This is a genomic window from Paraburkholderia sp., from assembly GCF_004298475.1.
Lineage (GTDB): Bacteria > Pseudomonadota > Gammaproteobacteria > Burkholderiales > Burkholderiaceae > Paraburkholderia > Paraburkholderia denitrificans.
In genome coordinates this window covers 182,832-204,986 of the sequence record NZ_SCRP01000022.1, presented here as the reverse complement: position 1 = coordinate 204,986, position 22,155 = coordinate 182,832, and the positions used below count along the sequence as shown (strand labels likewise).

At 65.6% G+C, this 22,155-nt stretch carries 21 protein-coding genes; 9 read left to right on the top strand and 12 right to left on the bottom strand.

All coding sequences use genetic code 11. The features are described 5' to 3' along the window. Positions 1-69: 69 nt before the first annotated feature. Positions 70-612 (top strand): transposase, encoded by a 543-nt coding sequence (locus tag EPN59_RS12160; RefSeq protein ID WP_293038246.1) that lies wholly within the window; start codon positions 70-72, stop codon positions 610-612. A 98-nt stretch (positions 613-710) separates the two neighbouring features. On the opposite strand, the gene EPN59_RS12155 is transcribed toward EPN59_RS12160, so the two are convergent. The 4 genes from EPN59_RS12155 to EPN59_RS12140 all read right to left on the bottom strand — a co-directional run bounded on the left by EPN59_RS12155 (position 711) and on the right by EPN59_RS12140 (position 3,267). After that, the gene (locus EPN59_RS12155; protein ID WP_293038190.1) at positions 711-1,097 is read right to left on the bottom strand and encodes a hemerythrin domain-containing protein; all 387 of its coding nucleotides are present in this window, start codon (positions 1,095-1,097) and stop codon (positions 711-713) included. A gap of 342 nt (positions 1,098-1,439) precedes the next feature. Next, on the bottom strand, positions 1,440-2,021 hold the full coding sequence (locus EPN59_RS12150; protein ID WP_293038193.1) for a YceI family protein: 582 nt from the start codon (positions 2,019-2,021) through the stop codon (positions 1,440-1,442). A 76-nt stretch (positions 2,022-2,097) separates the two neighbouring features. After that, a complete protein-coding gene (locus tag EPN59_RS12145; protein ID WP_293038196.1) occupies positions 2,098-2,667 on the bottom strand; it encodes a YceI family protein in 570 nt (189 codons plus the stop codon). A gap of 42 nt (positions 2,668-2,709) precedes the next feature. Further along, entirely contained in the window at positions 2,710-3,267 is a 558-nt protein-coding gene (locus EPN59_RS12140) for a cytochrome b (RefSeq protein ID WP_293038249.1), read from the bottom strand. Between the two features lie 131 nt (positions 3,268-3,398). On the opposite strand from EPN59_RS12140, the gene EPN59_RS12135 reads away from it, so the two are divergent. Continuing rightward, the gene (locus tag EPN59_RS12135; protein WP_293046097.1) at positions 3,399-4,316 is read left to right on the top strand and encodes a LysR family transcriptional regulator; all 918 of its coding nucleotides are present in this window, start codon (positions 3,399-3,401) and stop codon (positions 4,314-4,316) included. 172 nt (positions 4,317-4,488) lie between these two features. Here EPN59_RS12135 and EPN59_RS12130 read toward each other — a convergent pair whose 3' ends face one another. Then, a complete protein-coding gene (locus tag EPN59_RS12130) occupies positions 4,489-5,166 on the bottom strand; it encodes a ParB-like protein (RefSeq protein ID WP_293038202.1) in 678 nt (225 codons plus the stop codon). Positions 5,167-5,471: 305 nt separating this feature from the next. Here EPN59_RS12130 and EPN59_RS12125 point away from each other — a divergent pair, with 305 nt between their 5' ends. After that, the gene (locus tag EPN59_RS12125) at positions 5,472-6,284 is read left to right on the top strand and encodes a mechanosensitive ion channel family protein (RefSeq protein WP_293038205.1); all 813 of its coding nucleotides are present in this window, start codon (positions 5,472-5,474) and stop codon (positions 6,282-6,284) included. A gap of 223 nt (positions 6,285-6,507) precedes the next feature. On the opposite strand, the gene EPN59_RS12120 is transcribed toward EPN59_RS12125, so the two are convergent. Continuing rightward, positions 6,508-7,197, bottom strand: coding sequence for a VTT domain-containing protein (locus tag EPN59_RS12120; protein ID WP_293038208.1), 690 nt, complete (start codon positions 7,195-7,197; stop codon positions 6,508-6,510). Positions 7,198-7,343: 146 nt separating this feature from the next. On the opposite strand from EPN59_RS12120, the gene mutL reads away from it, so the two are divergent. The 6 genes from mutL to EPN59_RS12090 all read left to right on the top strand — a co-directional run bounded on the left by mutL (position 7,344) and on the right by EPN59_RS12090 (position 15,803). Then, positions 7,344-9,557, top strand: coding sequence for a DNA mismatch repair endonuclease MutL (mutL, locus tag EPN59_RS12115; protein ID WP_293038211.1), 2,214 nt, complete (start codon positions 7,344-7,346; stop codon positions 9,555-9,557). Positions 9,558-9,583: 26 nt separating this feature from the next. After that, positions 9,584-10,561 (top strand): tRNA (adenosine(37)-N6)-dimethylallyltransferase MiaA, encoded by a 978-nt coding sequence (gene miaA, locus EPN59_RS12110; protein WP_293038213.1) that lies wholly within the window; start codon positions 9,584-9,586, stop codon positions 10,559-10,561. Positions 10,562-10,825: 264 nt separating this feature from the next. Then, positions 10,826-12,262, top strand: coding sequence for a D-arabinitol 4-dehydrogenase (gene dalD / locus EPN59_RS12105; protein WP_293038216.1), 1,437 nt, complete (start codon positions 10,826-10,828; stop codon positions 12,260-12,262). Positions 12,263-12,415: 153 nt separating this feature from the next. After that, the gene (gene xylB / locus EPN59_RS12100; protein WP_293038219.1) at positions 12,416-13,897 is read left to right on the top strand and encodes a xylulokinase; all 1,482 of its coding nucleotides are present in this window, start codon (positions 12,416-12,418) and stop codon (positions 13,895-13,897) included. A 50-nt stretch (positions 13,898-13,947) separates the two neighbouring features. Then, positions 13,948-14,895, top strand: a complete 948-nt coding sequence (locus tag EPN59_RS12095) for a sugar-binding transcriptional regulator (protein WP_293038252.1) — start codon at positions 13,948-13,950, stop codon at positions 14,893-14,895. Positions 14,896-14,957: 62 nt separating this feature from the next. Further along, positions 14,958-15,803 (top strand): helix-turn-helix transcriptional regulator, encoded by an 846-nt coding sequence (locus EPN59_RS12090; protein WP_293038222.1) that lies wholly within the window; start codon positions 14,958-14,960, stop codon positions 15,801-15,803. 55 nt (positions 15,804-15,858) lie between these two features. Here EPN59_RS12090 and ugpC read toward each other — a convergent pair whose 3' ends face one another. From ugpC to EPN59_RS12060, 6 genes are all read right to left on the bottom strand, one after another. After that, complete coding sequence (ugpC, locus tag EPN59_RS12085) at positions 15,859-16,968, bottom strand: sn-glycerol-3-phosphate ABC transporter ATP-binding protein UgpC (protein ID WP_293038225.1); 1,110 nt, start codon at positions 16,966-16,968, stop codon at positions 15,859-15,861. A 120-nt stretch (positions 16,969-17,088) separates the two neighbouring features. Next, positions 17,089-17,793 carry an HAD family phosphatase gene (locus EPN59_RS12080; protein WP_293038228.1) on the bottom strand — a complete coding sequence of 235 codons (705 nt, stop codon included), beginning with the start codon at positions 17,791-17,793 and terminating at the stop codon, positions 17,089-17,091. Further along, positions 17,790-18,680 carry a carbohydrate ABC transporter permease gene (locus tag EPN59_RS12075; protein ID WP_293038231.1) on the bottom strand — a complete coding sequence of 297 codons (891 nt, stop codon included), beginning with the start codon at positions 18,678-18,680 and terminating at the stop codon, positions 17,790-17,792. Before EPN59_RS12075 ends, EPN59_RS12080 begins: the two co-directional genes overlap by 4 nt. Beyond that, positions 18,677-19,600 (bottom strand): sugar ABC transporter permease, encoded by a 924-nt coding sequence (locus tag EPN59_RS12070; protein WP_293038255.1) that lies wholly within the window; start codon positions 19,598-19,600, stop codon positions 18,677-18,679. Before EPN59_RS12070 ends, EPN59_RS12075 begins: the two co-directional genes overlap by 4 nt. Before the next feature lie 183 nt (positions 19,601-19,783). Further along, complete coding sequence (locus EPN59_RS12065; RefSeq protein WP_293038234.1) at positions 19,784-21,109, bottom strand: sugar ABC transporter substrate-binding protein; 1,326 nt, start codon at positions 21,107-21,109, stop codon at positions 19,784-19,786. A gap of 50 nt (positions 21,110-21,159) precedes the next feature. Then, positions 21,160-21,963, bottom strand: coding sequence for an L-iditol 2-dehydrogenase (locus EPN59_RS12060; protein ID WP_293046095.1), 804 nt, complete (start codon positions 21,961-21,963; stop codon positions 21,160-21,162). Positions 21,964-22,155 lie beyond the last annotated feature (192 nt).

The following is a 22,155-nucleotide window of genomic DNA, read 5'->3' as shown; positions in this document are numbered from 1 at the left end:
GGGATTTTATAGCCAGTTAGAGGGTGTTAGATCCTATGCAGCAGGGAGTCCGGCGAGCTGATCCGTAAAATCAGCTTGTCAACGCTTGCTCAAAGGAGAGCATCATGCACACACAAGAGGTCTCCACGCCGTACGCTGCAGTCGACGTGCGAAAGCGGCCCACGTGCGGGCTACGACGGGTACAAACGCAAGAAAGGCAGCAAGGTACATATGGCCGTGGACACGTTGGGACAACTTCTCGCGGTGCATGTGACGCCGGCCAACGAGCAGGAGCGCGCGCAGGTTGGAGAACTGGCGCGTCAGGTTCAGCAGGCCACGGGCCAGACGATCAAGGTGGCGTTCGTGGATCAGGGCTATACCGGCGAAGAGCCCGCACAGGCGGCGCTTGACGAAGGGATTGAACTTCAGGTCATCAAGTTGCCAGAGGCGAAAAAGGGCTTCATGCTGTTGCCGCGCCGCTGGGTGGTCGAGCGCAGCTTCGGATGGCTCAACCGTTTCCGTCGACTGGCAAGAGACTACGAGCGATTGCCTGAAACTCTGGCCGGTTTGCACTTCGTCGTATTCTCCGTGCCTATGCTTGTTCACTTTGCAACCCTTACCCAAAGTGCCTAACACCATCTAATCAGGACGGCGAATAATTACCGGACCATTTCCGCCGTAATAAACACCTGATTCCCGTCCGCGCTTTTTCCTCGAATCTTCCTCGCCTCTCAAGCGGCGCAATGCCGTTCGAAAGCCGTATACAGGCGCACCTCTTCGCGCGTCATGCGTTGACGCAGATGCGCAATCGTGCTGCCCATCTTGCGGGCGAAGTCCATACCGGATTCGCCCTTTTCGAGCGCATCGAAAAACGACAATGTTTCTTTCGAAATGTCCTTCATCTCCGATGCGTACGATATCGCCAGATCCTTCGTTTCCGCGTGAGCCTGCATTTGCGGATACAACTTGCTGTCTTCACGAGCCAGATGCGACACCACCAGGTTGCGCGCCTGTCTCAGATTCTTTCTCCCCTCATCGGTCATACCCAGCCTCTGGCACTTTTCAAGCAGTGCGAAAATTTCCTGGTGTTCGTCTTTCAAGTGTGCAATGAGTGACATGGTCTTTTATTTAATCTAGGTTGGGTTGACGATCGTCCGGCAACGGAGAATGTTTGTCACTCACCGGAGTCGGAAGGCCTTAAACATGTAAACGTCATAGATGTATGTTACGCCCGCCTTTTGATATTCCCCTGTATTCCCGCAAATATTTCGGGGTTTTCCCGACTCACTTCCCGACTCACATCCCGCTTCACTTCCCGACCCATCGACTACGCCCGCACACCCCGCTCCGCCGCTGAACGAAAAAAAGCCCGCGCATAGCATCTGCGCGGGCTCGCTTCACAACAAGACGCAGCGCCGTCTCACGACAGCGCAACGCCTGGTTGCCGGATATCAGTCGGCTTAGTCGGCCTTGACGCCTTCCACCTGAATCTGCAGCGTCGTCGCCATCTTGAAGCCGTACGAGTCACCCCAGTTCACGCCGTAGTCGGCACGGTTGAACTCGGCCTTCGCGTCGGCGCCGCACACTTCGCGCTTGAGCATCGGGTTAATGAAGCACTTGAACGAATCGATCTTCAGATTCAGCGGCTTCGTCACACCGTGCAGCGTGAACGTGCCGATCACTTCCACCGGCTTGTCGCCTACGAAGCGGATCGAGGTGCCCTTGTACGTTGCCGTCGGATACTTGTCCGTGTTGAGGAACTCGGCCCCGCGCACGTGCGTGTCGAGCTTTGCATCGCCCGTGTCGATCGACGTCGCGTCGATCGACACATCCACCGTGCCGGTCTTCGCCGCGCGGTCGAGCACAACCGTGCCCGAGGACTTCGTGAACTTGCCGCGCCACACCGAGACGCCGCCGAAGTGATCCGCCTCGAAGCTCGGGTAGGTATGCGTCGGGTCGAGGTTGTAGGTGGTCGGCGCCGCGAACGCGGGCGTTGCGATGGCGGCGGCGAGTGCGGCGGCGGCGAAAAGCGTGGTCTTCATGACGTGATTCCTGTTGGGGATGAACGGATATAAGCGGGATAAAAAGGCGGGGTAAAAAGCGCAGCGTCAGTGCTCGTCAGTGCGCAGCGGTCACGATATGAAACTTGATCTGCACGTCGTCGGCGACGATGGACGTGTCCTTCCACTCGCCCGCGCCGATGCCGTACGTGAGGCGCTTGATCGGCAACGTGCCGTCGAACACCTGGTTCGCACCGTCCTTGCGGTAATTCACGGGCACGACGACGTCGGTGGTCTTGCCTTTGATCGTGAGCTTGCCCGCCACCGAGTACGCGCCATTCGTGGCCGGGGAGATCCGCGTGGAGACGAAGGTCGCACGCGGGAAGCGCGCGGCGTCGAACCACGACTCACCGGCGACTTCCTTGTTGTATTCGGGCGCGCCGAGGTCAAAGCTCGCCACCTCGATGTCCATCTTCGCGCTCGCCGCCGCGACGTTGGCCGGATCGAAGCGCACGTCGGCGTTGAGGCGGTTGAAGCGGCCTTCCACAGGCACGTTCATCTGTTTGAAAACCGCGGATACGGTGGTCTTGGAAGCTTGTTCCGCAGCGCTGGCATTCACGATGAAGCTCATGCTGAAAGCCGCCGCAAGCGCGGCTACGGAAGCGGTAAGGACGAGACGTTTGGTCATGGCAGTCGATTCGCTGGTGAAGGGCTTAGCAGGGATGTTGAGTTAGTCGCGCACGCGGCCGAACGGCAGCATGCGGGCGAGGATGTTCTGCCGGTCGAGGTGCTGGTGCTTGACGACCGCAAGCACGTGCAGCACCACAACGGCGAGCAGCGCGTAATCGAGGAGGACATGGGCCGTGCGCAGCACCTCCTTCAGCGCGTCGTCGGGGCCGATCAGCTTGGGCAGCGGCCAGATGCCGAAATACACGACCTGCATGTCCGCCGCCGAGCTGTACAGATACCCGGTCACGGGAATCGCGACCATCAGTACATAGAGCACTCCGTGCCCCGCATGCGCGGCGAGGCGCTCCCACGCGTGCGTGGACGATGGCAGTGCAGGCGCGGTGTGCGTCGCACGCCACAGGATGCGCACGAGCACGAGCGCAAGCACGGTCACGCCGATCCACTTGTGCCAGGAGAAGTAGCGCAGCTTGGTGGGCGTGATGCCGGGGATGTCGGTCATCACCCAGCCGAGCGCAAAGCCCCAGACGATCAGCGCAGCAATCAGCCAGTGCAACAGAATCGCGACGCCACTGTAGCGGCGAGCGGGCAAAGCAGGCATAGCGGGCGAAGGGGGTCGATTCATCATGCAAGAGGTTCCAGATGCGGCGAATGCGCACTGTACCAGGGGATATCTATTCAAACAATTAGATAGAATCGATCATTACCATCCACTTTTTGGATAGATTCCCGATGGATCGCTCACCAGGTATCGAACAACTCAGGGCGCTTATCGCCGTCGCCGAAACCGGCAGCTTTTCGGCGGCGGCGCGGCAGCTCGATCGCGCGCAGTCGGTGGTGAGCTATACGATTGCGAATCTGGAGGCGCTGCTCGGCGTGCCGCTCTTCGAGCGCGGCAGGCGCAAGTCCGAACTGACCGGAGCAGGCCGCGCGATTCTTGCCGACGCGCGCCGCCTCGACCTGCTGATGCATCAGCTCAACGCGCGGGCGGCCGGGCTGCAACGCGGGCTGGAGGGCGAAGTATCGCTGGCGGTCGACGTAATGTTTCCGTCGCAGCGGCTCGTCGAAGCGCTCCAGGCCTTCGTGGACGCGTTTCCCACGGTCGCGCTGAACCTCACGATGGAAGCGCTCGGCGGCGCGCTCAAGCTCGTGCTCGACGGCGAATGTGCATTCGGGATCAGCGGACGGAACAACAACTGGCCGCACGTGATCGAGGCGAAGTCGATTGCCACGGTCGAACTCGTGTTCGTGGCAGCGCCCTGCCACCCGTTAGCCCGGGCGGACCAGCCGGTGCGCATCTCCGACGCGCGCGAGCACACCCAACTCGTGATCACGGACCGCAGCCGCCTCACCGAAGGACAGAGCTTCGGCGTGTACAGCAACCGTGCGTGGAAGCTCGGCGATCTAGGCGCGAAGCATCGGCTGCTGCTGGCCGGGCTGGGCTGGGGATCGATGCCCGTGCATCTCGTGCGCGACGATCTCGAAACCGGACGCCTCGTGCGCATCGAACTCGCCGACCAGCGCTCGGTGAACTACGAAATCTCGCTGATTCATCGCGTCGACGCCGCCCCCGGCCCGGCAGGCCGGTGGCTCAGCCACTATCTGTCGAGCGGTGCGCCGCCCGCAGGACAGTCGTCCGACGCGATCTGATCGTCCATCGCGTTCATCGGTGACGCGAAGCGGATCGCCTCAAACGAGCCGCTCGCATCCGGCAGGCAGCCGATCCGCCTTGCCTGCCGGATGCGAGCTACGGTGAACGCCGGCGAACCGCAGCGAACCGCAGCGAACCGAGGCGGCGCGCATACGCGGCACGCCTGAAGCCTCACGCATTCTTTCGCTTGCCCGATGCCTTCATCGATACCTTCGCGGGCGCCGCAGCCGGGGGCACGACGCCCGACCAGCCCGGCAGATAGCGCGCATCGGCATCGTGGGCATGCGCGAGCGCATCGGCGAGCGCCTTGTCGAAGTCCTTGCGCACGTGCGCCTCGGGCACCTTCACACGCAGATAGTCGGCCCACAGGAATTCGCTGAACGGCGTCGTATCCTTCGCGAATCCGCCCGCCGTCCGCAGTTCACCCGCGAGGCTCCGATAAGGATCGTCGGCGAGCCCCGACAACTGCTTCGGCAGATCGTCGAAATCGCGGCGATTGCCTGTCGAGTCGAACGGATGCACCCACTGGTTGTGTTCCATCATGCGCCAGAAGAGGAGTGGTTCGAGCCACGACAGATCCTTGAGCACGGTGACCCGCGCGGTCTGCACGCCCTCCTTGAGCCACGCGAGGCCGAGGTGGTGATGGTCGACGACGTAGTAGCGCTCCTTCGGCCCGAGCACGGCCGGAAACCAGTGCGAATCGATGGCCGACGCACGGCCCTTCTTGTCGAGCGACGTCCAGTGCGCACGCTTGACTTCCACTTCGCGGTAACCGACGGTGATCTGCGTCGGCCTCAGATCCTCCAGTTGCACAGTGATCAGATGCAAATCGGTGTTCGGCAGTATCATGTTCGGGCCTCGTTGTCATGTGAGTGTTGCAGGCGAAACAATACCGTCGAAAGGCCACGCGCGGCGCATCGCGTGTCCGGCTTTTTTCGTACGGCGCTGTCGGCAGTGCGCCTCGGGGTGGCGTCCGCCCGGCCATGCCGCAACGCCCGCCACCCGCCAGAAATGACAGAAGCGACAGAAACACGAGGAAGGACTGCGAGGGCTGCGAGGACAGCCATTCCGCACCCGCCAGCTTCGCCCCCCGGTCGTATCGGCAGAATCCATCGAATCAAACCGACTCAACCACCGACTCAAGCGAGGGCATCTTGGATCTCGACACCATCCGCACGTTCATCATGACCCGGGGCATCGACTTCGGGACCAAGGTCCTCGCAGCGATCGTGCTGTGGATCATCGGGCGCTGGGCCATCAATCTCGTCGCCCGCCTCCTGCGCAAGGTGCTCGCACGCAACGAGCGCGTCGACGCCACGCTCGCGCACTACCTCAGCTCCATCCTCGCCGCACTGTTGAACCTGTTGTTGATTCTCGCCATCCTCCAGGTGTTCGGCGTGCAGACGACCTCGTTCGCCGCGCTGCTCGCGGGCCTCGGCCTCGCGATCGGCACGGCCTGGGGCGGCCTGCTCGCGCACTTCGCGGCCGGCGTGTTCATGCAGGTGCTGCGGCCATTCAAGGTGGGCGATTTCGTCACCGCGGGCGGCGTGACGGGCACGGTGAAGGAGCTCGGCATCTTCGGCACGACGATCGTCTCGCCCGACAACGTCGTGAACATCGTCGGCAACAACAAGATCTTCTCGGACACGATCTCGAACTTCAGCGCCACCGCCGTGCGGCGCGTCGAGCTGACCGCGAAGATCGCCAACGGCGTCGATCCGGTCGATGCGATGAAGCGCCTGCGCGCCGCAATCGAAAGGATTCCGAATGTGGTGAAGGATCCCGCGCCCGACATCGAGGTGCTGTCGTTCACGCCCGAAGGGCCGCTGCTGTGCGTGCGGCCTTACACGAGCAACGACAGTTACTGGCAGGTTTATTTCGATGCGAACCGCGCCATTGTCGAGACGTTCCGCGACGCCGGGTATCCCACGCCCGAGACGCCCTCGATCATTCGCCGCGTGAATTGAAAATGCGCTAAACGCGCGCCGTCTCGTGGTCGCGTGGTCGCGTGGTCTTGTGGCGGCGACCAGCACCGCCGTTGCGAGCCGTGGTCGTTGCAATCCGCCTCAAGTCGCCTTAAGTCACCGGACGTACGGACCAAAGCAAAACGGCATCGTCAGCCAGGCTGACGATGCCGTTTTCGTTGGCGCTGAGCCTGCGCCGTGCCATTGTTGCCGACGTTACGACGTATCAGCGGCTGCCGTTGGTGCGGCGGACGTTGTCGCCATGCGGGTTCTTGCGCAGCTTCTTCCACAGGCCGCCCACGACCACCGGCACGACCGCGGCGCCAATGCCGACCAGCACGATCACATTCAGGTACTGCTGAATGAACGGCAGGTTGCCGAAGAAGTAGCCGAGCAGCACGAGCAGCAGCACCCACAGCAGCGCGCCCGCGAAATTGAAAAACTGGAAGCGCCGCATGCCCATCTGCGAGACGCCTGCGACGAACGGCGCAAACGTGCGCACGACCGGAATGAAGCGCGCGAGCACGATGGTCTTGCCGCCATGGCGCGCATAGAAGTCGTGCGTTTTCTGCAGCGCGGCGCGGTCGAGGAAGCGTTCGATTACGGGTATATGCGTGTTGAACACTTTGGGCCCGATCGCGCGGCCGATCAGGTAATTGACGGTGTTGCCCACGGTAGAGGCGGTGACGAGCAGCACGATCAGGACGCTCAGATCGAGCTTGCCGGTCGCCGCAAACGCGCCGCCGATGAAGAGCAGTGAATCGCCCGGCAGGAACGGCAGAATGACAAGGCCAGTTTCGCTGAACACGATCACGAACAGCACCGCGTAGACCCACGTGCCGTAGTCTCGGATGAAGGTGTCGAGAAACTTGTCGATGTGCAGGACAAGGGTGACGAAGTGCAGCAGCGTATCCAAAGGTGTCCCTCTTTGTGCGGGCGGGGCCGGAAGTAAAAATTGACCGCGCAATCATACCGAAAGTGCACGGCCATCACGAAGAATTCGCGAGAAAACCGCCGCGCAGGCCGCAGGGCGGCGAGCGCCGACTCGCTATAATTGCGCGCATGTCTTCGTATTCCGATCCCTCCGACGCCGCCGTTCCGGCCCGCGACGACAGCGCCGCGCCCGCACCGGCGCACGACTCCGGCGCACCAGCCAGTGCACAAGCCAGTGCACAAGCCAGTGCACAAGCCAGCGCGAACACCGGCGCAGCGCGCGGCGCACAGCCCGCGCGCGCGATCCAGGCGCTTCCCGACCAGTTGATCAGCCAGATCGCCGCGGGCGAAGTGGTCGAGCGGCCTGCGTCGGTCGTCAAGGAACTGCTCGAGAACGCACTCGACGCGGGCGCCTCGACGTTGCGCATCCTGCTCGACGAGGGCGGCGTGAAGCGCATTTCCATCACCGACGACGGCTGCGGCATCCCCGAGCGCGAACTGCCGCTCGCGCTGATGCGCCACGCCACGAGCAAGATACGCTCGCTCGCCGAACTCGAAAGCGTCGCGACGCTCGGGTTTCGCGGCGAGGCGCTGGCGTCGATTGCGTCGGTGGCGGAAATGTCGATCACGAGCCGCGCCGCCGACGCGCCGCACGCCGTCAAGATCGACGCGGATACCGGCACGCTCGCCCCCGCAGCAGGCGGGCGCGGCACGACCATCGAGGTGCGCGAGCTGTACTTCAACACGCCCGCGCGCCGCAAGTTCCTGAAGAGCGAGCAGACCGAACTCGGCCATTGTCTGGAGATGATCCGCCGCTCGGCGCTCGCGCGGCCCGACGTGGCGATTTCGGTGCTGCACAACGGCCGCGCCGTCGAGCACTGGAACGCGAGCGATCCCGCCACGCGCGTTTCGAAGATTCTCGGCGAAGCGTTCGCCACCGCGCATCTGCCGCTCGACGAGCGCGCCGGGCCGCTCGCCGTCTACGGCTGCGCCGGGCTGCCGACCGCGAGCCGCAACCGCGCCGACCAGCAATATTTCTTCGTCAACGGCCGCTTCGTGCGCGACAAGCTGCTCACGCACGCGGTGCGCGCCGCGTATGAGGACGTGCTGCACGGCGATCGTTATCCGTCGTATGTGCTGTTCCTCGACCTGCCGCCCGAGGCCGTCGACGTCAACGTGCATCCGTCGAAGATCGAAGTGCGGTTCCGCGATTCGCGCTCGATTCACCAGTTCGTCTTTCATGCCGTGCAGCGCGCACTCGCCCGGCACGCGGGCGCGTCGCCCGACACGACGCTGGGCGGCCATGCCGCGCTCGTCGAGCCACGGCCCGCGTCCGGCGCGGGTGGCGCGGATGGCGCGGCAGCGGATTCGCCGGGCCTGGGCAACGTGGCGGGCGGTATCGGCGGATCGGGTGGATCAAGCGGTTCAGGCGGATTCGGCACCGCGCGGGTGGCGAGCAGCTTCGGCGGTTCCGCGTCGAGCACCGGCTTCGGCAGCGGCGCCAGCGCGCGCTCGTCCGGCTTCGGCTCCGGATCAGGCGGAACCAGCAGCGCAAGCGGCAGCGGCAACACCTGGCTGCGCCAGTCGCGCATGACGCAAGGCGCACTGCCCGTCGCGCAGCCGCTCGCGCTCTACGACGCACTGTTCGGGCGCAAGGACACCGGCGCGGGCACGCCGCAGGGCTCGACCGTGCTCCAGAGCGAGGACGCCGCGTCCGACGCCGCACCGCGCGAGCCGCACACCTTCGACGCACGCGACGATCATCCGCTCGGCTTCGCGCTCGGCCAGATCCATGGCATCTACGTGCTTGCGCAAAACACGCGCGGCCTCGTGATCGTCGATATGCATGCCGCGCACGAACGCATCCTCTACGAGCAGTTCAAGGCCGCGCTCGCACAACGCTCGCTCGCCGTGCAGCCGCTCCTGATTCCGCTGTCGATGAGCGCCGATCCCGTCGAAACAGGCGCCGTCGAAGAGGAAAAGGCCACGCTCGAAGCGCTCGGTTTCGATCTGGCCGTGCTCTCGCCCACTTCGATTGCGATCCGCGCCGTGCCCGCCCTGCTCAAGGACGCCGACCTGCCCGCGCTCGCGCGCGCCGTGCTTGCGGACCTGCACGCGTTTGGCGGCTCGCGCGTGCTGACCGAGCGACAGCACGAAATGCTCGGCACGCTCGCATGCCATCACGCGGTGCGTGCGAACCGCCGTCTGACGCTCGACGAGATGAACGCGCTGCTGCGCCAGATGGAAGCCACCGAGCGCGCCGACCAGTGCAATCACGGCCGCCCGACGTGGTACCAGTTGACGCTCGCCGACCTCGACCGCCTCTTCATGCGCGGTCAATGATGCCTCACGTGTCTCAGGTGCCTCAGGTGCCCCACGCCCCGTCCGGCGACCGCGTGCTGCCCATCGCCTGCCTGCTCGGCCCGACCGCGTCGGGCAAGACGGCGGCGGCGCTCGCGTATGCCGCGCAGTCGGCGGCGCGCGGGCGCGAGGTCGAGATCGTCAGCGTCGATTCGGCGCTCGTCTATCGCGGCATGGACATCGGCACCGCCAAGCCGTCCGCCGCCGAACGCGCCGCCGCGGTCCATCACCTGATCGACATCGTCGATCCCGCCGATGCCTACTCCGCCGCCAACTTCCGCGCCGACGCGCTGCGCGTGACGGGCGAGATCGTCGCGCGCAATCACGTGCCGCTGCTCGTGGGCGGCACGATGCTCTACTACCGCGCGCTCACGCAGGGGCTGAACGACCTGCCCGCCGCCGACCAGGAAGTCCGCGCGGCGCTTGACGCCGACGCCGCCCGCGAGGGCTGGCCCGCCCTCCACGCGCGCCTCGCGGCGGTCGATCCCGCAACGGCAGCGCGCCTGGCGCCCAACGATTCGCAGCGGATCCAGCGCGCGCTCGAAGTATTCATGCTGACGGGGCAGCCGATGTCGGCGCTGCTCGCCGCCCCGGCCATGCGCACCGATGCGGCAGCACATTACCGCTTCGTGCCGGTCGCGCTCGAACCGTCCGACCGCAGCGTGCTGCACGCGCGCATCGCGCAGCGCTTCGACGCCATGCTGGCGGCGGGTTTCATCAACGAGGTGAAGGCGCTGCGCGCGCGCGGCGATCTGCACCCGGGACTCGCCTCGATGCGCTGCGTGGGCTACCGCCAGGCGTGGGAATACCTCGACGGCGCAACGGATTACGACACCATGCGCGACAAGGGCGTGTTCGCGACGCGCCAGCTCTGCAAGCGCCAGCTCACGTGGCTGCGCGCGATGCCGGAGCGGATCGTCGTGGATTGCTGCGCGGCCCAGGCAACGGCGCAGGCCGTTGCGGCCGTGACGAGCGTCGCGGGCTGAACGCGCCGTCGCGCGCCCTATGCGCCGCGCCTCGCCCTTGTGCGTCACAACAACCGCCCGATGCTCTGCGACACGCCCGCTCGCACGCCACACCTTCGCCGCCTCGCCGCACCGCGCCACCGAAACCCGCCGCAGCCGTCTTGACTTTCGCCTGACCGAATACGATCATTCGTTCATTGCATGAGCAATTGCTCCACCAGGAGCAGCAGGCCCAATCACAGACGCGCACGCAACGCGCGCACTCCCGCCTCTCAGGAGACAAACATGGACAGCGAACGCAGCGGCGCCAACGTGATCCTGCACATCGGTGCCGGTTCGTTTCACCGCGCGCATCAGGCGTGGTATCTGCACCGGGTTAACCTCTCGCGCGAGCCCGACAACCCCGCCGAACCCGCTAAACCCGCCGAGCCGGCCTGGTCGCTCGTCGTCGGCAACATCCGCGCCGACATGAACGCGGTGCTCGACGCCCTCTCGGCCCAGCACGGCGTCTACACGCTCGAAACGGTCACGCCGCAGGGCGAGCGCCACTACGAGACGATCCGGTCGATCACGCGCGTGCTGCCGTGGTCGGCCGATCTCGCGGGCCTGATCGAGACGGGTGCAAATCCGGCATGCAGGATCATCGCGTTCACGGTCACCGAAGGCGGCTACTACCTCGACGAGCACGACCGCCTCGACACCGCGAACCCCGATCTCGCCGCCGATCTGAATGGCGCGCGCACGACGATCTACGGCGCGCTCGCCGCGATTCTCGAAGCCCGCAAGGCGCGCAACGGCGGCCCCGTCACGCTGCAGACGTGCGACAACCTGCGCAGCAACGGCAAGCGTTTTCAGGCGGGCATGCGCGAATTTCTCGAGCGGCGCGGCGCGGCGGATCTGCGCGCGTGGTTCGACGCGAACACGGCCTGCCCCGACTCGATGGTCGACCGCATCACGCCGCGCCCGACGCCCGACGTGCGCGAGCGCGTGAAAGCCGCGACGGGCGTCGACGACGCCTGCCCGGTCATGGGCGAAGCGTTCATCCAGTGGGTGATCGAGGATCACTTCTGCGCGGGCCGCCCCGCATGGGAGCGCGCGGGCGCGGAACTGGTCGAATCGGTGCTGCCTTACGAGGAAGCGAAGATCCGCATCCTCAACGCCACGCATAGCTGCGTCGCGTGGGCGGGCACGCTGATCGGCCTCGACTACATCCATCAAGGCACGCACGACGCCGACATCCGCGCCTTCGCCCACGCCTACGTGAGCGAGGACGTGATCCCGTGCCTCACGCCGAGTCCGCTCGATCTGGCGAAGTACCGCGACATCGTGCTCGACCGATTCGGCAATCCGTATATCCAGGACACGAACCAGCGCGTCGCCGCCGACGGTTTCTCGAAGATCCCCGGCTTCATCACGCCGACGCTCGCACAGCGCATCGCGGCAGGCGCCACACCCGCCGCGACGGCGGTGTTGCCAGCACTCTTTCTGCGCTTTCTCGAACGCTGGCACAAGGGCGCGCTGCCGTACCGCTATCAGGACGGCGTGATGGACGAAGCCGCCGTGCATCGCATGTTCGAAGCCGACGACCCGCTCGCCGTCTTCTGCGCCGACAAGCTCCTGTGGGGCGGCCTGGCCGGCAACGCGACGCTCGAAGGCGCGCTGCGCGCCGCGCTCGCGCGCATCGATGGCTGGCTTGCCGCACGCGGCCATTCCGCAGCCTGAGTAGCCCGAGCGAGGCGCAGGCTTCACCGCATCCTGGCCTTCACGCTCGCCTCTTTACGAGCCACGCACGGCGGCCCCCGGGTCGCCGCGCATGGCGTCGCGCGCCCGGCGCGGCTAAAGTAGCGCATCCCCTCGACGACATTGCATTCCCCCATGTACCTGGGCATCGACCTCGGCACCTCGGAAGTAAAAGTCCTGCTGCTCGCACCGGACAGCCGCGTGATCGGCACCGCCGGTTCGCCGTTCGTGGTCACGCGGGCACACCCGCGCTGGTCCGAGCAGAATCCCGCTGACTGGTGGGAAGGCACGCGCCGCGCGCTCACCGCGTTACGCGAGAAGCATCCCGACGAATTCGCGCAGGTGCGCGGCATCGGCCTTTCCGGACAGATGCACGGCGCGGTCCTGCTCGACGCGCACGACAACGTGCTGCGCCCCGCGATCCTCTGGAACGACATGCGCGCCGTCGACGAGTGCGCCGAACTCACCGCGCGTGCGCCGCAACTGCATCGCATCGCGGGCAATCTGGCGATGCCGGGCTTCACGGCGCCCAAGCTGCTCTGGGTCGCGCGCCACGAGCCGCAGATCTTCCGCGCGACCGCATGCGTGCTGCTGCCGAAGGACTATCTGCGCCTGCGCCTGACGGGCGGCAAGGTGTCCGATCCCTCGGATGCGGCGGGCACGCTTTGGCTCGACGTGGCGAAGCGCGACTGGTCCGATGCGCTGCTCGACGCCTGCAACATGACGCGCGCCCAGATGCCCGCGCTCGCCGAAGGCAGCGCAAGCTCCGGCACGCTGCTGCCCGACGTGGCGTGCGAATTCGGCCTGCGCGACGACGTGGTCGTCGCGGCGGGCGGCGGCGACAACGCGACGAGCGCCATCGGCATCGGCGCGACGCAACCCGGCGACGGCTTCGTCTCGCTCGGCACGTCGGGCGTGCTGTGCGTCGTGGGCGACCGCTTCCGGCCGAATCCGGCGTCGGCGGTCCATGCGTTCTGCCACGCGATTCCCGACCGCTGGCATCAGATGAGCGTCGTGCTTTCCGCGGCCAGCTGCCTGCGCTGGGTCTGCAAGCTCACCGGCACCGACGAGCCCACGCTGCTCGCCGAAGTCGAAGCGCTCGCGCCCGCCGCGTGCGACGAAGCCCCGCTCTTCCTGCCGTATCTTTCGGGCGAGCGCACGCCGCACAACGATCCGTATGCGCAAGGCGTGTTCTTCGGCATGACGCACGCGACCGACCGTGCGCTGCTCGGCTACGCGGTGCTCGAAGGCGTGACGCTCGCGCTCACCGACGGCCTCGACGCACTCGCCGCAGCGGGCACCGAAGCCGGGCCGCTCTCGATGATCGGCGGCGGCGCGCGCAGCGCGTACTGGGCGCAACTCGTGGCCGATGCCTTCAACACGCCCACGCGTCAGCACGGCGGCGGCGAGACGGGCGCGGCGCTCGGCGCGGCCCGGCTCGGCTGGCTCGCCGCAGGCGGCGACGCGCGCGACGTGCTCGCGAAGCCGCCCGTGCTCGCCGAATACACGCCGGACGCCGCGCGTCACGCCGCGCTGCGCGAGCGGCTCGATGCATACCGTGCGCTCTACCGCCACGTGCGTCCGCTCTTCGAACGCTCGCGCAAGCGGCTCGCCTGATGTCCCGTACACTGCGGGCTACCGCGCCCGCGTCGACGCCCAATCACATCGTGCCCAAATCCACCGAAAAACTCGATCTCGCCACCCGCGCCGCCTGGCTCTACTACGTGGCGGGCAATACCCAGAACGAAATCGCCGAGAAGCTGCAGGTTTCGCGGCCCGTTGCGCAGCGGCTCGTCGCATTCGCCGTCGAGAAAAATCTGATTCGCGTACGCGTCGATCATCAGCTGGCCGACTGCCTCGCGCTCGCCGACCGGCTATCGAAGCGCTACGGCCTTTCGGTCTGCGAAGTGGTGCCGCTCGACAACGACACGCCCGAAGAAATCGACCGCAAGCTCGCCGTCGCGGGCGCGCAGGTGATGGAGCGCTACCTGAACGAAGAGCGGCCGATGGTCGTCGCCGTGAGCAGCGGCCGCACGCTCAAGGCTGCCGTCGATCAGATCGCGCAACTGGAACGGCCGCAGCACCGGCTCGTGTCGATGGTCGGCGCGATTGCGCAGGACGGCTCGTCGAACCGCTACGACGTCGCGCTGCACATCTCCGAGAAAACGGGCGGCAAGCATTTTCTGCTGCCCGCGCCGCTGATTGCCGATAGCGAAGCCGAACGCGCGCAATGGTGCAATCACCGGCTCTATCGCATCGTCGAGTCGCTGTCGGGCGAAGCGGATGTCGCGTTCGTCGGCATCGGCAATATCGGCGAGCATTGTCCGCTGCACGAGGACGGCTTCATTACCGCCGACGAAGTGCGCGAGCTGATGCAGCTCGGGGCCGTGGCGGAGATGCTCGGGCTGCCGATCGACGCGTCGGGCCGGCGCGTCGATTCGCCGACGGGCCGCCGCGTGACGAGCATCCGCCTCGACTCGCCGCCGAAGCGGCCGACCATCGGCTTCGCGGGCGGCGCACGCAAGCGCGAGGCGGTGATCGCCGCGCTCAACGGCGGCTGGCTGTCGGGCCTCGTCACCGATGAGGCATGCGCGCGCGCGGCGCTCGACGCCTGAGGCACACGCGGGCTTGAGGCTCGCGTTCATTCACGCCGTGCGCCTCATAACAGGGGAACCCGATGAACGCCACCCGTCCCGATCCGAAAGCGCCGCCAGGCGAACTCGGCGACTTGCTGCGCTATTGGCGCGACGTGCGTGGCATGAGTCAACTCGATCTGTCGCTCGAGGCCGGCGTCTCGCAGCGGCAGATCAGCTTCATCGAAAGCGGGCGCAGCGTGCCGGGTCGCGAGACGCTGCTGACGCTCGCACAGACGCTCGATGTGCCGCTGCGCGAGCGCAATGCCCTGCTGCGCGCTGCGGGCTACGCGCCCGTGTATTCGGAAGCGCCGTGGAACGCAACGGAGATGCATAGCGTGATTCGCGCACTCGAACGCGTCGTCCGGCAGCATGAGCCGTATCCGGCCATCGTCATGGATCGCCACTGGAACGTCCTGATGACCAACGACGCCGCGCCGCGCTTCTTCGGCTGTTTTATCGACATGGCCGCGCGCGGAGGTCTGCGCAACATGCTGCATCTGATCTTCGATCCGCGGGGCATGCGCCCCTTCCTGGACGACTGGAAAACGGTCGCGCGAAGCTTGCTGCAACGCGTGTATCGCGAATCGGTCGGTCACGCGTTCGACGCCGGAACGAAGCGTCTGCTCGACGAACTGCTCGTTTATCCCGACGTGCCGCGAGACTGGAAGACGCATCATGGGCCGTCGGCCACGCCCACGATGCCCGTCATTCCGTTGGGTTTTGTCCGCGGCGGCTTCGTGCTGCGCTATTTCTCGATGGTCACGATCGTGGGCGCACCGCAAAACGTCGTGGCACAGGAACTCCGGCTGGAGTGCCTGTTCCCCGCCGATGACGAAACCGAAGCACGCCACCGGCAGTTGCTCGCCGCGCCTTCGGCACAGCCTTGAAGCGCAGGACGATGCGCCCGAAGTCGTGTCCGAAGTTGCGTCCGAAGTTGTGTCGCTATGCGGCCATTTCCTGCGCGAACCGGCGCTCGAACGCCTGCCCGCTCGCATCGAACAGATGACAATGATCGGGCGTCGCGCCGAGCTTCATCGGCTCGCCGCGCTCGTGCCGTTCCAGCGGTGCGATCCGCGCAATCAACCCGTCCGGCGCAACCGGCGACTCGGCGTAGAGATACGCCGCATCGCCGAGCGACTCGACCGTCATCGAGCGCGCGCTCACGCCCCACTCGCTGGCGGCCACATGCAGATGCTCGGGCCGGATGCCGACGGTCACCGTGTCGCCTTCGCGCGCGCCGCGCGGCTCGACCGACACTTTCTGCATCTCGCCGGTCGCGTAGCGCACCACGATGCCGTCGCTCGCGACCTGCTGGATCGTGCCGTCGAGGAAGTTCATCTTCGGCGAGCCGATGAAACCGGCCACGAACCGGTTGGCCGGCGCGTGATAGAGACGATTCGGGCTTCCGACCTGCTCGATGTTCCCCGCCGACAGCACGACGATCTTGTCCGCGAGCGTCATCGCCTCCACCTGGTCGTGCGTCACGTAGATCATCGTCGTCTTCAGGTCGTCGTGCAGGCGCGCGAATTCGAGACGCATCTTCACGCGCAGCGCGGCGTCGAGGTTCGAGAGCGGCTCGTCGAAGAGAAACACCTTCGGCTTGCGCGTAATCGCGCGCCCGATCGCCACGCGCTGACGCTGCCCGCCCGAAAGCTGCCGCGGCTTGCGGTCGAGCAGATGGTCGATGTGCAGGATCTTCGCGGCGTTCTTCACCGCGGCGTCGATCTCGGGCTTCTTCGCGCCCGCGAGCTTGAGGCCGAACGCCATGTTGTCGTAAAGCGTCATGTGCGGATAAAGCGCGTACGACTGGAACACCATCGCAATGCCGCGCTTCGCGGGCGGCACGTCGTTCATGCGCGTGTCGTCGATCATGAGATCGCCGCCGCTGATGTCCTCAAGACCCGCGATCATCCGCATCAGCGTGGTCTTGCCGCAGCCGCTCGGGCCGACGAATACGACGAACTCGCCGTCCGCGATATCGAGGTTCACGTCGCGCAGCACTTCGTTGTCGTCGTAGCGCTTCAGCACGTTTCTCAGGGTCACGCTGGCCATGATGTGTCTCCGTTCGTTGCGGCGCGGCCTCGTCTTTCACGCCGCCTGCCGATGTTCCATGCGGCTGCTCAATGCCGCTGTTCAATACCGCTGCTCAATACCGCTTAAGCCGTACTTCGCTCAATGCGAGGCCGCTTGCGCCGCTTGCACCGCTTGTACCTTTTGCGTCCAGTACGCCACCCGTGCGGGCAGCGTGCTCATGTCGTCGAAAACCTCGATCGCGCCCACGTCATGCAGCGCCTGCGCATGTGCATCGCCCACATGCGTGCCGCCGACAAAACCGAGCACCGTCATGCCCGCCGCGCGCGCAGCGCTCACGCCCGCCACGCTGTCCTCGACGACGAGGCACGCGGCAGGCGCCACATCCATGCCCTGCGCCGCCGCGAGATAGACGTCGGGCGCGGGCTTCGGTTTCGCGACCTTGTCGGCGCAATAAATGCGCTCGCCGAAAAACCGCGCAAGGCCGTTTCGCGCCAGCACGGCGCGCACGATCGCCGTATAACTGTTGCTCGCGCACGCTTTCAGCAGATCGACGCCTTCGAGCGCGGCCATCACGCCCGGAAAAAGCGGCGCGTCCTGCGCTTCGCGCTCGACAGCCACGCCGATCGCCGCGACGTCGTGCGCCGCGAGACTGCGGTCGAGCGCTTCGCACGCGCCGCCCAGCACGCGCTCGATGCGCTGGCCGAGCAGCGGCATCACGACCGGCTCGACCGCGACGCCAGGCCAGCGCGCTTCGAGTTCACGCACCAGCACGCGCGCGGCCACCGCTTCGCTGTCGATCAGCACGCCGTCGCAGTCGCAGATCAATGCTGCGACCGGCGTCATTTGACGGCCCCGAACGTGAGCCCGCGCACCAGTTGCTTCTGCGACAGCCAGCCGATGATCAGCACCGGCGCCACCGCAAGCAGCGACGCCGCCGAAAGCTTCGCCCAGAACAACCCTTCGGGGCTCGAATACGACGCGATAAACACCGTGAGCGGCGCGGCATTCGAACTCGACAGGTTGATGCTCCAGAATGCCTCGTTCCACGACAGGATCACGAGCAGCAGCGCGGTCGAGGCGAGGCCCGGCACGGCCATCGGCATCAGCAGATAGACGATTTCCTGCCACGTCGCCGCGCCGTCCATGCGGCCCGCTTCGAGAATGTCGCGCGGAATCTCGTTGAAGTACGTGTACGCCATCCACACCGCAATCGGCAGGTTGATGAGCGTGTAGACGATGATGAGACCGCTCACCGTGTCGAGCATCCCGCCGTTCTTCCACAGCAGATAGATCGGCACGAGCACGCCCACCGAAGGCATCATCTTCGTCGACAGCATCCACAGCAGGACCTTCTGCGTGCGATCGTTCGGGAAGAACGCCATGCCGTAGGCCGCCGGGACGGCGAGGATCAGGCACACGATCGTCACGCCCGCCGAAATCACGATCGAATTCCACGCGAACGCGAAGTAGTTGCTGCGCGCGAACACTTCACGGAAGCTGTCGAGCGTCGGCATGAAGAAGAGCGACGTCACATACGCCTGCTGCTCGGTCTTGAACGCCGTGATCGTCATCCAGAAGATCGGGAAGAACAGCAGGAGCGCGATGATCCATGCGAGAAGTCCGGGCAGCACGCGGCCGACGAACTGCAACGGCGACGAACGGTTGACCGCGTGCGGCGAGGCCTGGGGAGCCTTCGGTGCGCGCGAAGGCGTAGCGGCAAGCTGGCTCATTTTTCGTACTCCCCTTTGAGGTTGCGCGCGAGCATGCGCACGAGGAAGAACGACACGATGTTCGCGAGCACCACGGCAAGAATGCCGCCGGCGGACGCGATGCCCACATCGAACTGTTGCAGGCCCATCGAGTAGATCAGGTAAGTGAGGTTGGTGGTCGCGTTACCGGGACCACCGCCGGTGGTCGTGTAGATCTCGGCGAAGATCGACAGCAGGAAAATCGTTTCCATCATCACGACCACGGCGATGGCGCGGCGCAGGTGCGGCAGCGTGATGTAGACGAACATGGAAATCGCGCCCGCGCCGTCGATGCGCGCGGCTTCCTTCTGTTCCTGGTCGAGCGACTGGATCGCCGTGAACAGAATCAGGAACGCGAACGGCAGCCACTGCCACGCGACGATCATGATGACCGCCGTGAGCGGATAGACCGCGAACCAGTCGATCGGCGTGAGTCCCACCGCGCGCATCGCGACGGCCACGAGGCCGTACACCGGATGCAGGATCATGTTCTTCCAGATCAGCGCGGAGACGGTCGGCATCACGAAGAACGGCGCGATGGCGAAAAGTCGCGCGATGCCCTGGCCGTAGAACTTGCGGTCGAACAGCACGGCCATCAGCACGCCGCCGACCACCGTGATCACCAGCACTGCGCCGATCAGTTCCAGCGTGTGGACGATCGACGGCACGAACGACGGATCGGTCGCCAGAAAGCGATAGTTATCGAAGCCCGCGAAGCCCTTGAGATCGGGATTGAGCAGGTTGTAGCGCGTGAACGAATACCAGATCGTCATCGCGAGCGGGATCGTCATCCACAGGAGCAACACCGCGACGGACGGCGCGACCAGCCAGCGCGAACCCTGGCGACGCGTATCTTGCCGCGGCTTGCCCGGGCTGCTGCTGCTGCGATGGAATACCGGCATGGGGAGATGGAGATGACGCATGATGGTGACCACCCTTCAGTGTTGCGCGCCGCTTGCTGCGCAGCGCCGTTGCCCGTCATTGGCTGCTATTGGCTGCTATTGGCCCCTATTGGCCGCTGCGGCCCGCGCCGCGCCGCCCGAGCGTTAAGCGAGGCGGCGCGGCGTGCGACAGCATGCGCGGCGTTATTTCTGATAACCGGCCTGCTGCACCGCGCGGTCGGCGGCTGCGTTGCCCGCCGTGAGCGCCTGATCGACGCTCGTCTGTCCGGCCAGCGCGCCGGAAATGTTCTGCCCGACGACGGTGCCGAACGACTGGAACTCAGGAATGCCGACGAACTGAATCCCGGTGTACGGCACGGGCTTGAGGGTCGGACGGGTCGGGTCGGCGGTCTTGATCGCGTTCAGCACGAACTGGGAGAACGGCGCGGCGGCCTTGTATTCCGGGCGCGCATACGTCGACAGGCGCGTGCCCGGGGGCACCGAGGCCCAGCCCTGGTCCTTCGCGACCATTTCGATGTAGTCCTTCGAGGTCGCCCATTCGATGAACTTCTTCGCGGCGTCCTGCGACTTCGACGATTTCGGAATCGCGAGCGCCCACGACCACAGCCAGTGCGAGCCGTTCGGCGTGACCTGGGTCGGCGCGGCGGCGAAGCCGATCTTGTCGGCCACCTGCGACTGCTGCTTGTTGAAGAGGATGCCCGCGGCGACCGTCGCGTCGATCCACATCGCGCACTTGCCCGACGACATCAGCGTGAGGTTTTCATTGAATCCGTTCGAGCTGGCTCCCGGAGGGCCGTCCTTCTTCAGCAGGTCGACGTAGAAGTTGACGGCCTTCTTCCACTCGGGCGTGGTGAGCTGCGCGTGCCACTTCTCGTCGAACCAGCGCCCGCCGAACGTGTTCGCGACCGTCGTCACGTACGCCATGTTCTCGCCCCAGCCCGCCTTGCCGCGCAGGCAGATGCCGTAGGTGCCGGCCGACTTGTCGGTGAGCTTGTCGGCGAACTGCCGGATCTGGTCGTAGGTCGGCTGCTCGGGCATCTTGAGGCCCTTCTGCTGGAACAGGTCCTTGCGATAGAACGTCATCGAGCTTTCCACGTAGAACGGCAGCGCGTAGAGCGTGCCGTTGTACGAGAGACCGTCACGCGCGGTCTTCACGACATCTTCGATGTCGTAGCTGGCAGGCAGATTCGTCATCGGGATGATCCAGCCGCGCTTGCCCCACTGCGGCGCTTCGAACGTGCCGATCATCATCACGTCGAACTGGCCGCTGTTGGTCGTGATGTCGGTGGTCGCGCGCTGGCGCAGCACGTTCTCTTCGAGGATCACCCAGTTCAGCTTGATGGACGGATTGGCTTTCTCGAAGGCCGGCGAGAGGCGCTTGAGCTCGATCATGTCCGGGTTGTTCAACATGGCGATCGTCACGGTCTGCGCCTGTGCGGCGCTCGCGCCAGCGGCGGCGATGGCGCCGGCGCCGAGCACGCGTAACGCGGTCCTGAAGGCTGTATTCATCGTTTGTCTCCGTTGTTGGTTACGTTATGTCGATGGTTGCCGCATCTCCTTCAACTCATCCAGTTGCCACCGTCTACATTGAGCGTCTGGGCAGTGATGTAATCGGCATCCGCGGACGCGAGAAAGAGCGCCGCGCCCGTGAGGTCGTCGGGCAGGCCCATGCGACCGAGCGGCACGGCCTCGCCCACGAGCCGCTTCTTTTCGCCGGGCTGCCGGTGTTCGTAGCGCGCGAAGAGCGCATCGACGTGATCCCACATCGGCGTATCGACGACCCCGGGCGCGATGCCGTTCACGTTGATCCGGTGCGGCGCGAGCGCGAGCGCCGCCGATTGCGTATAGCTCAGCACGGCGGCCTTCGTGGCGCAGTAGTGCGAAACGAGTGCTTCGCCGCGGCGTCCCGCCTGCGACGACATATTGATGATCTTGCCGCCCTGGCCCTGCTCGACCATGCGGCGCGCGACGGCCTGCATCAGGAAGAACATGCCCTTCACGTTGACGGAGAAGAGGCGGTCGTAGATGTCCCAGGATTCGTCGAGGAGCGGGCGCATGTCGAAGAGCGCCGCATTGTTGAAGAGGATGTCGATGCGGCCGAACCGGCCGACCGCCGCGTTCACGATGCGCTCGATGTCTTCGCGGCGCGTGACGTCGGCGCTGAGCGCCAGCACGTGCTCCGGGTGATCGGCCGCGAGCTGCGGCGCGATGGCGCTAGCCGGCTTCACGTCGACGAGCACGCAGCGCGCGCCTTCGTCCAGATAGCGGCGCGCAACCGCCTCGCCGATCCCGCTCGCCGCGCCGGTCAGCACGGCAACCTTGTCCTGCAGACGTCCAGCCGCCTGATTCGCGGAATGTGCCACTGCGCTGTCTCCCAATTTGTTTGTGCCGTCGTGCGGAACGCCGGCCCTTTGATCGAACGCTCCGAATGCGAGCATTTGCTCTATCGGTGATCGAATGATCGGACACGCACACTGGCATGTCAAGGCGGACAAACGCGATTTACGGAGATTTCGATGGTGCGCCGCGCAAGGTTTGCGCCGCCGCCAGCCGCA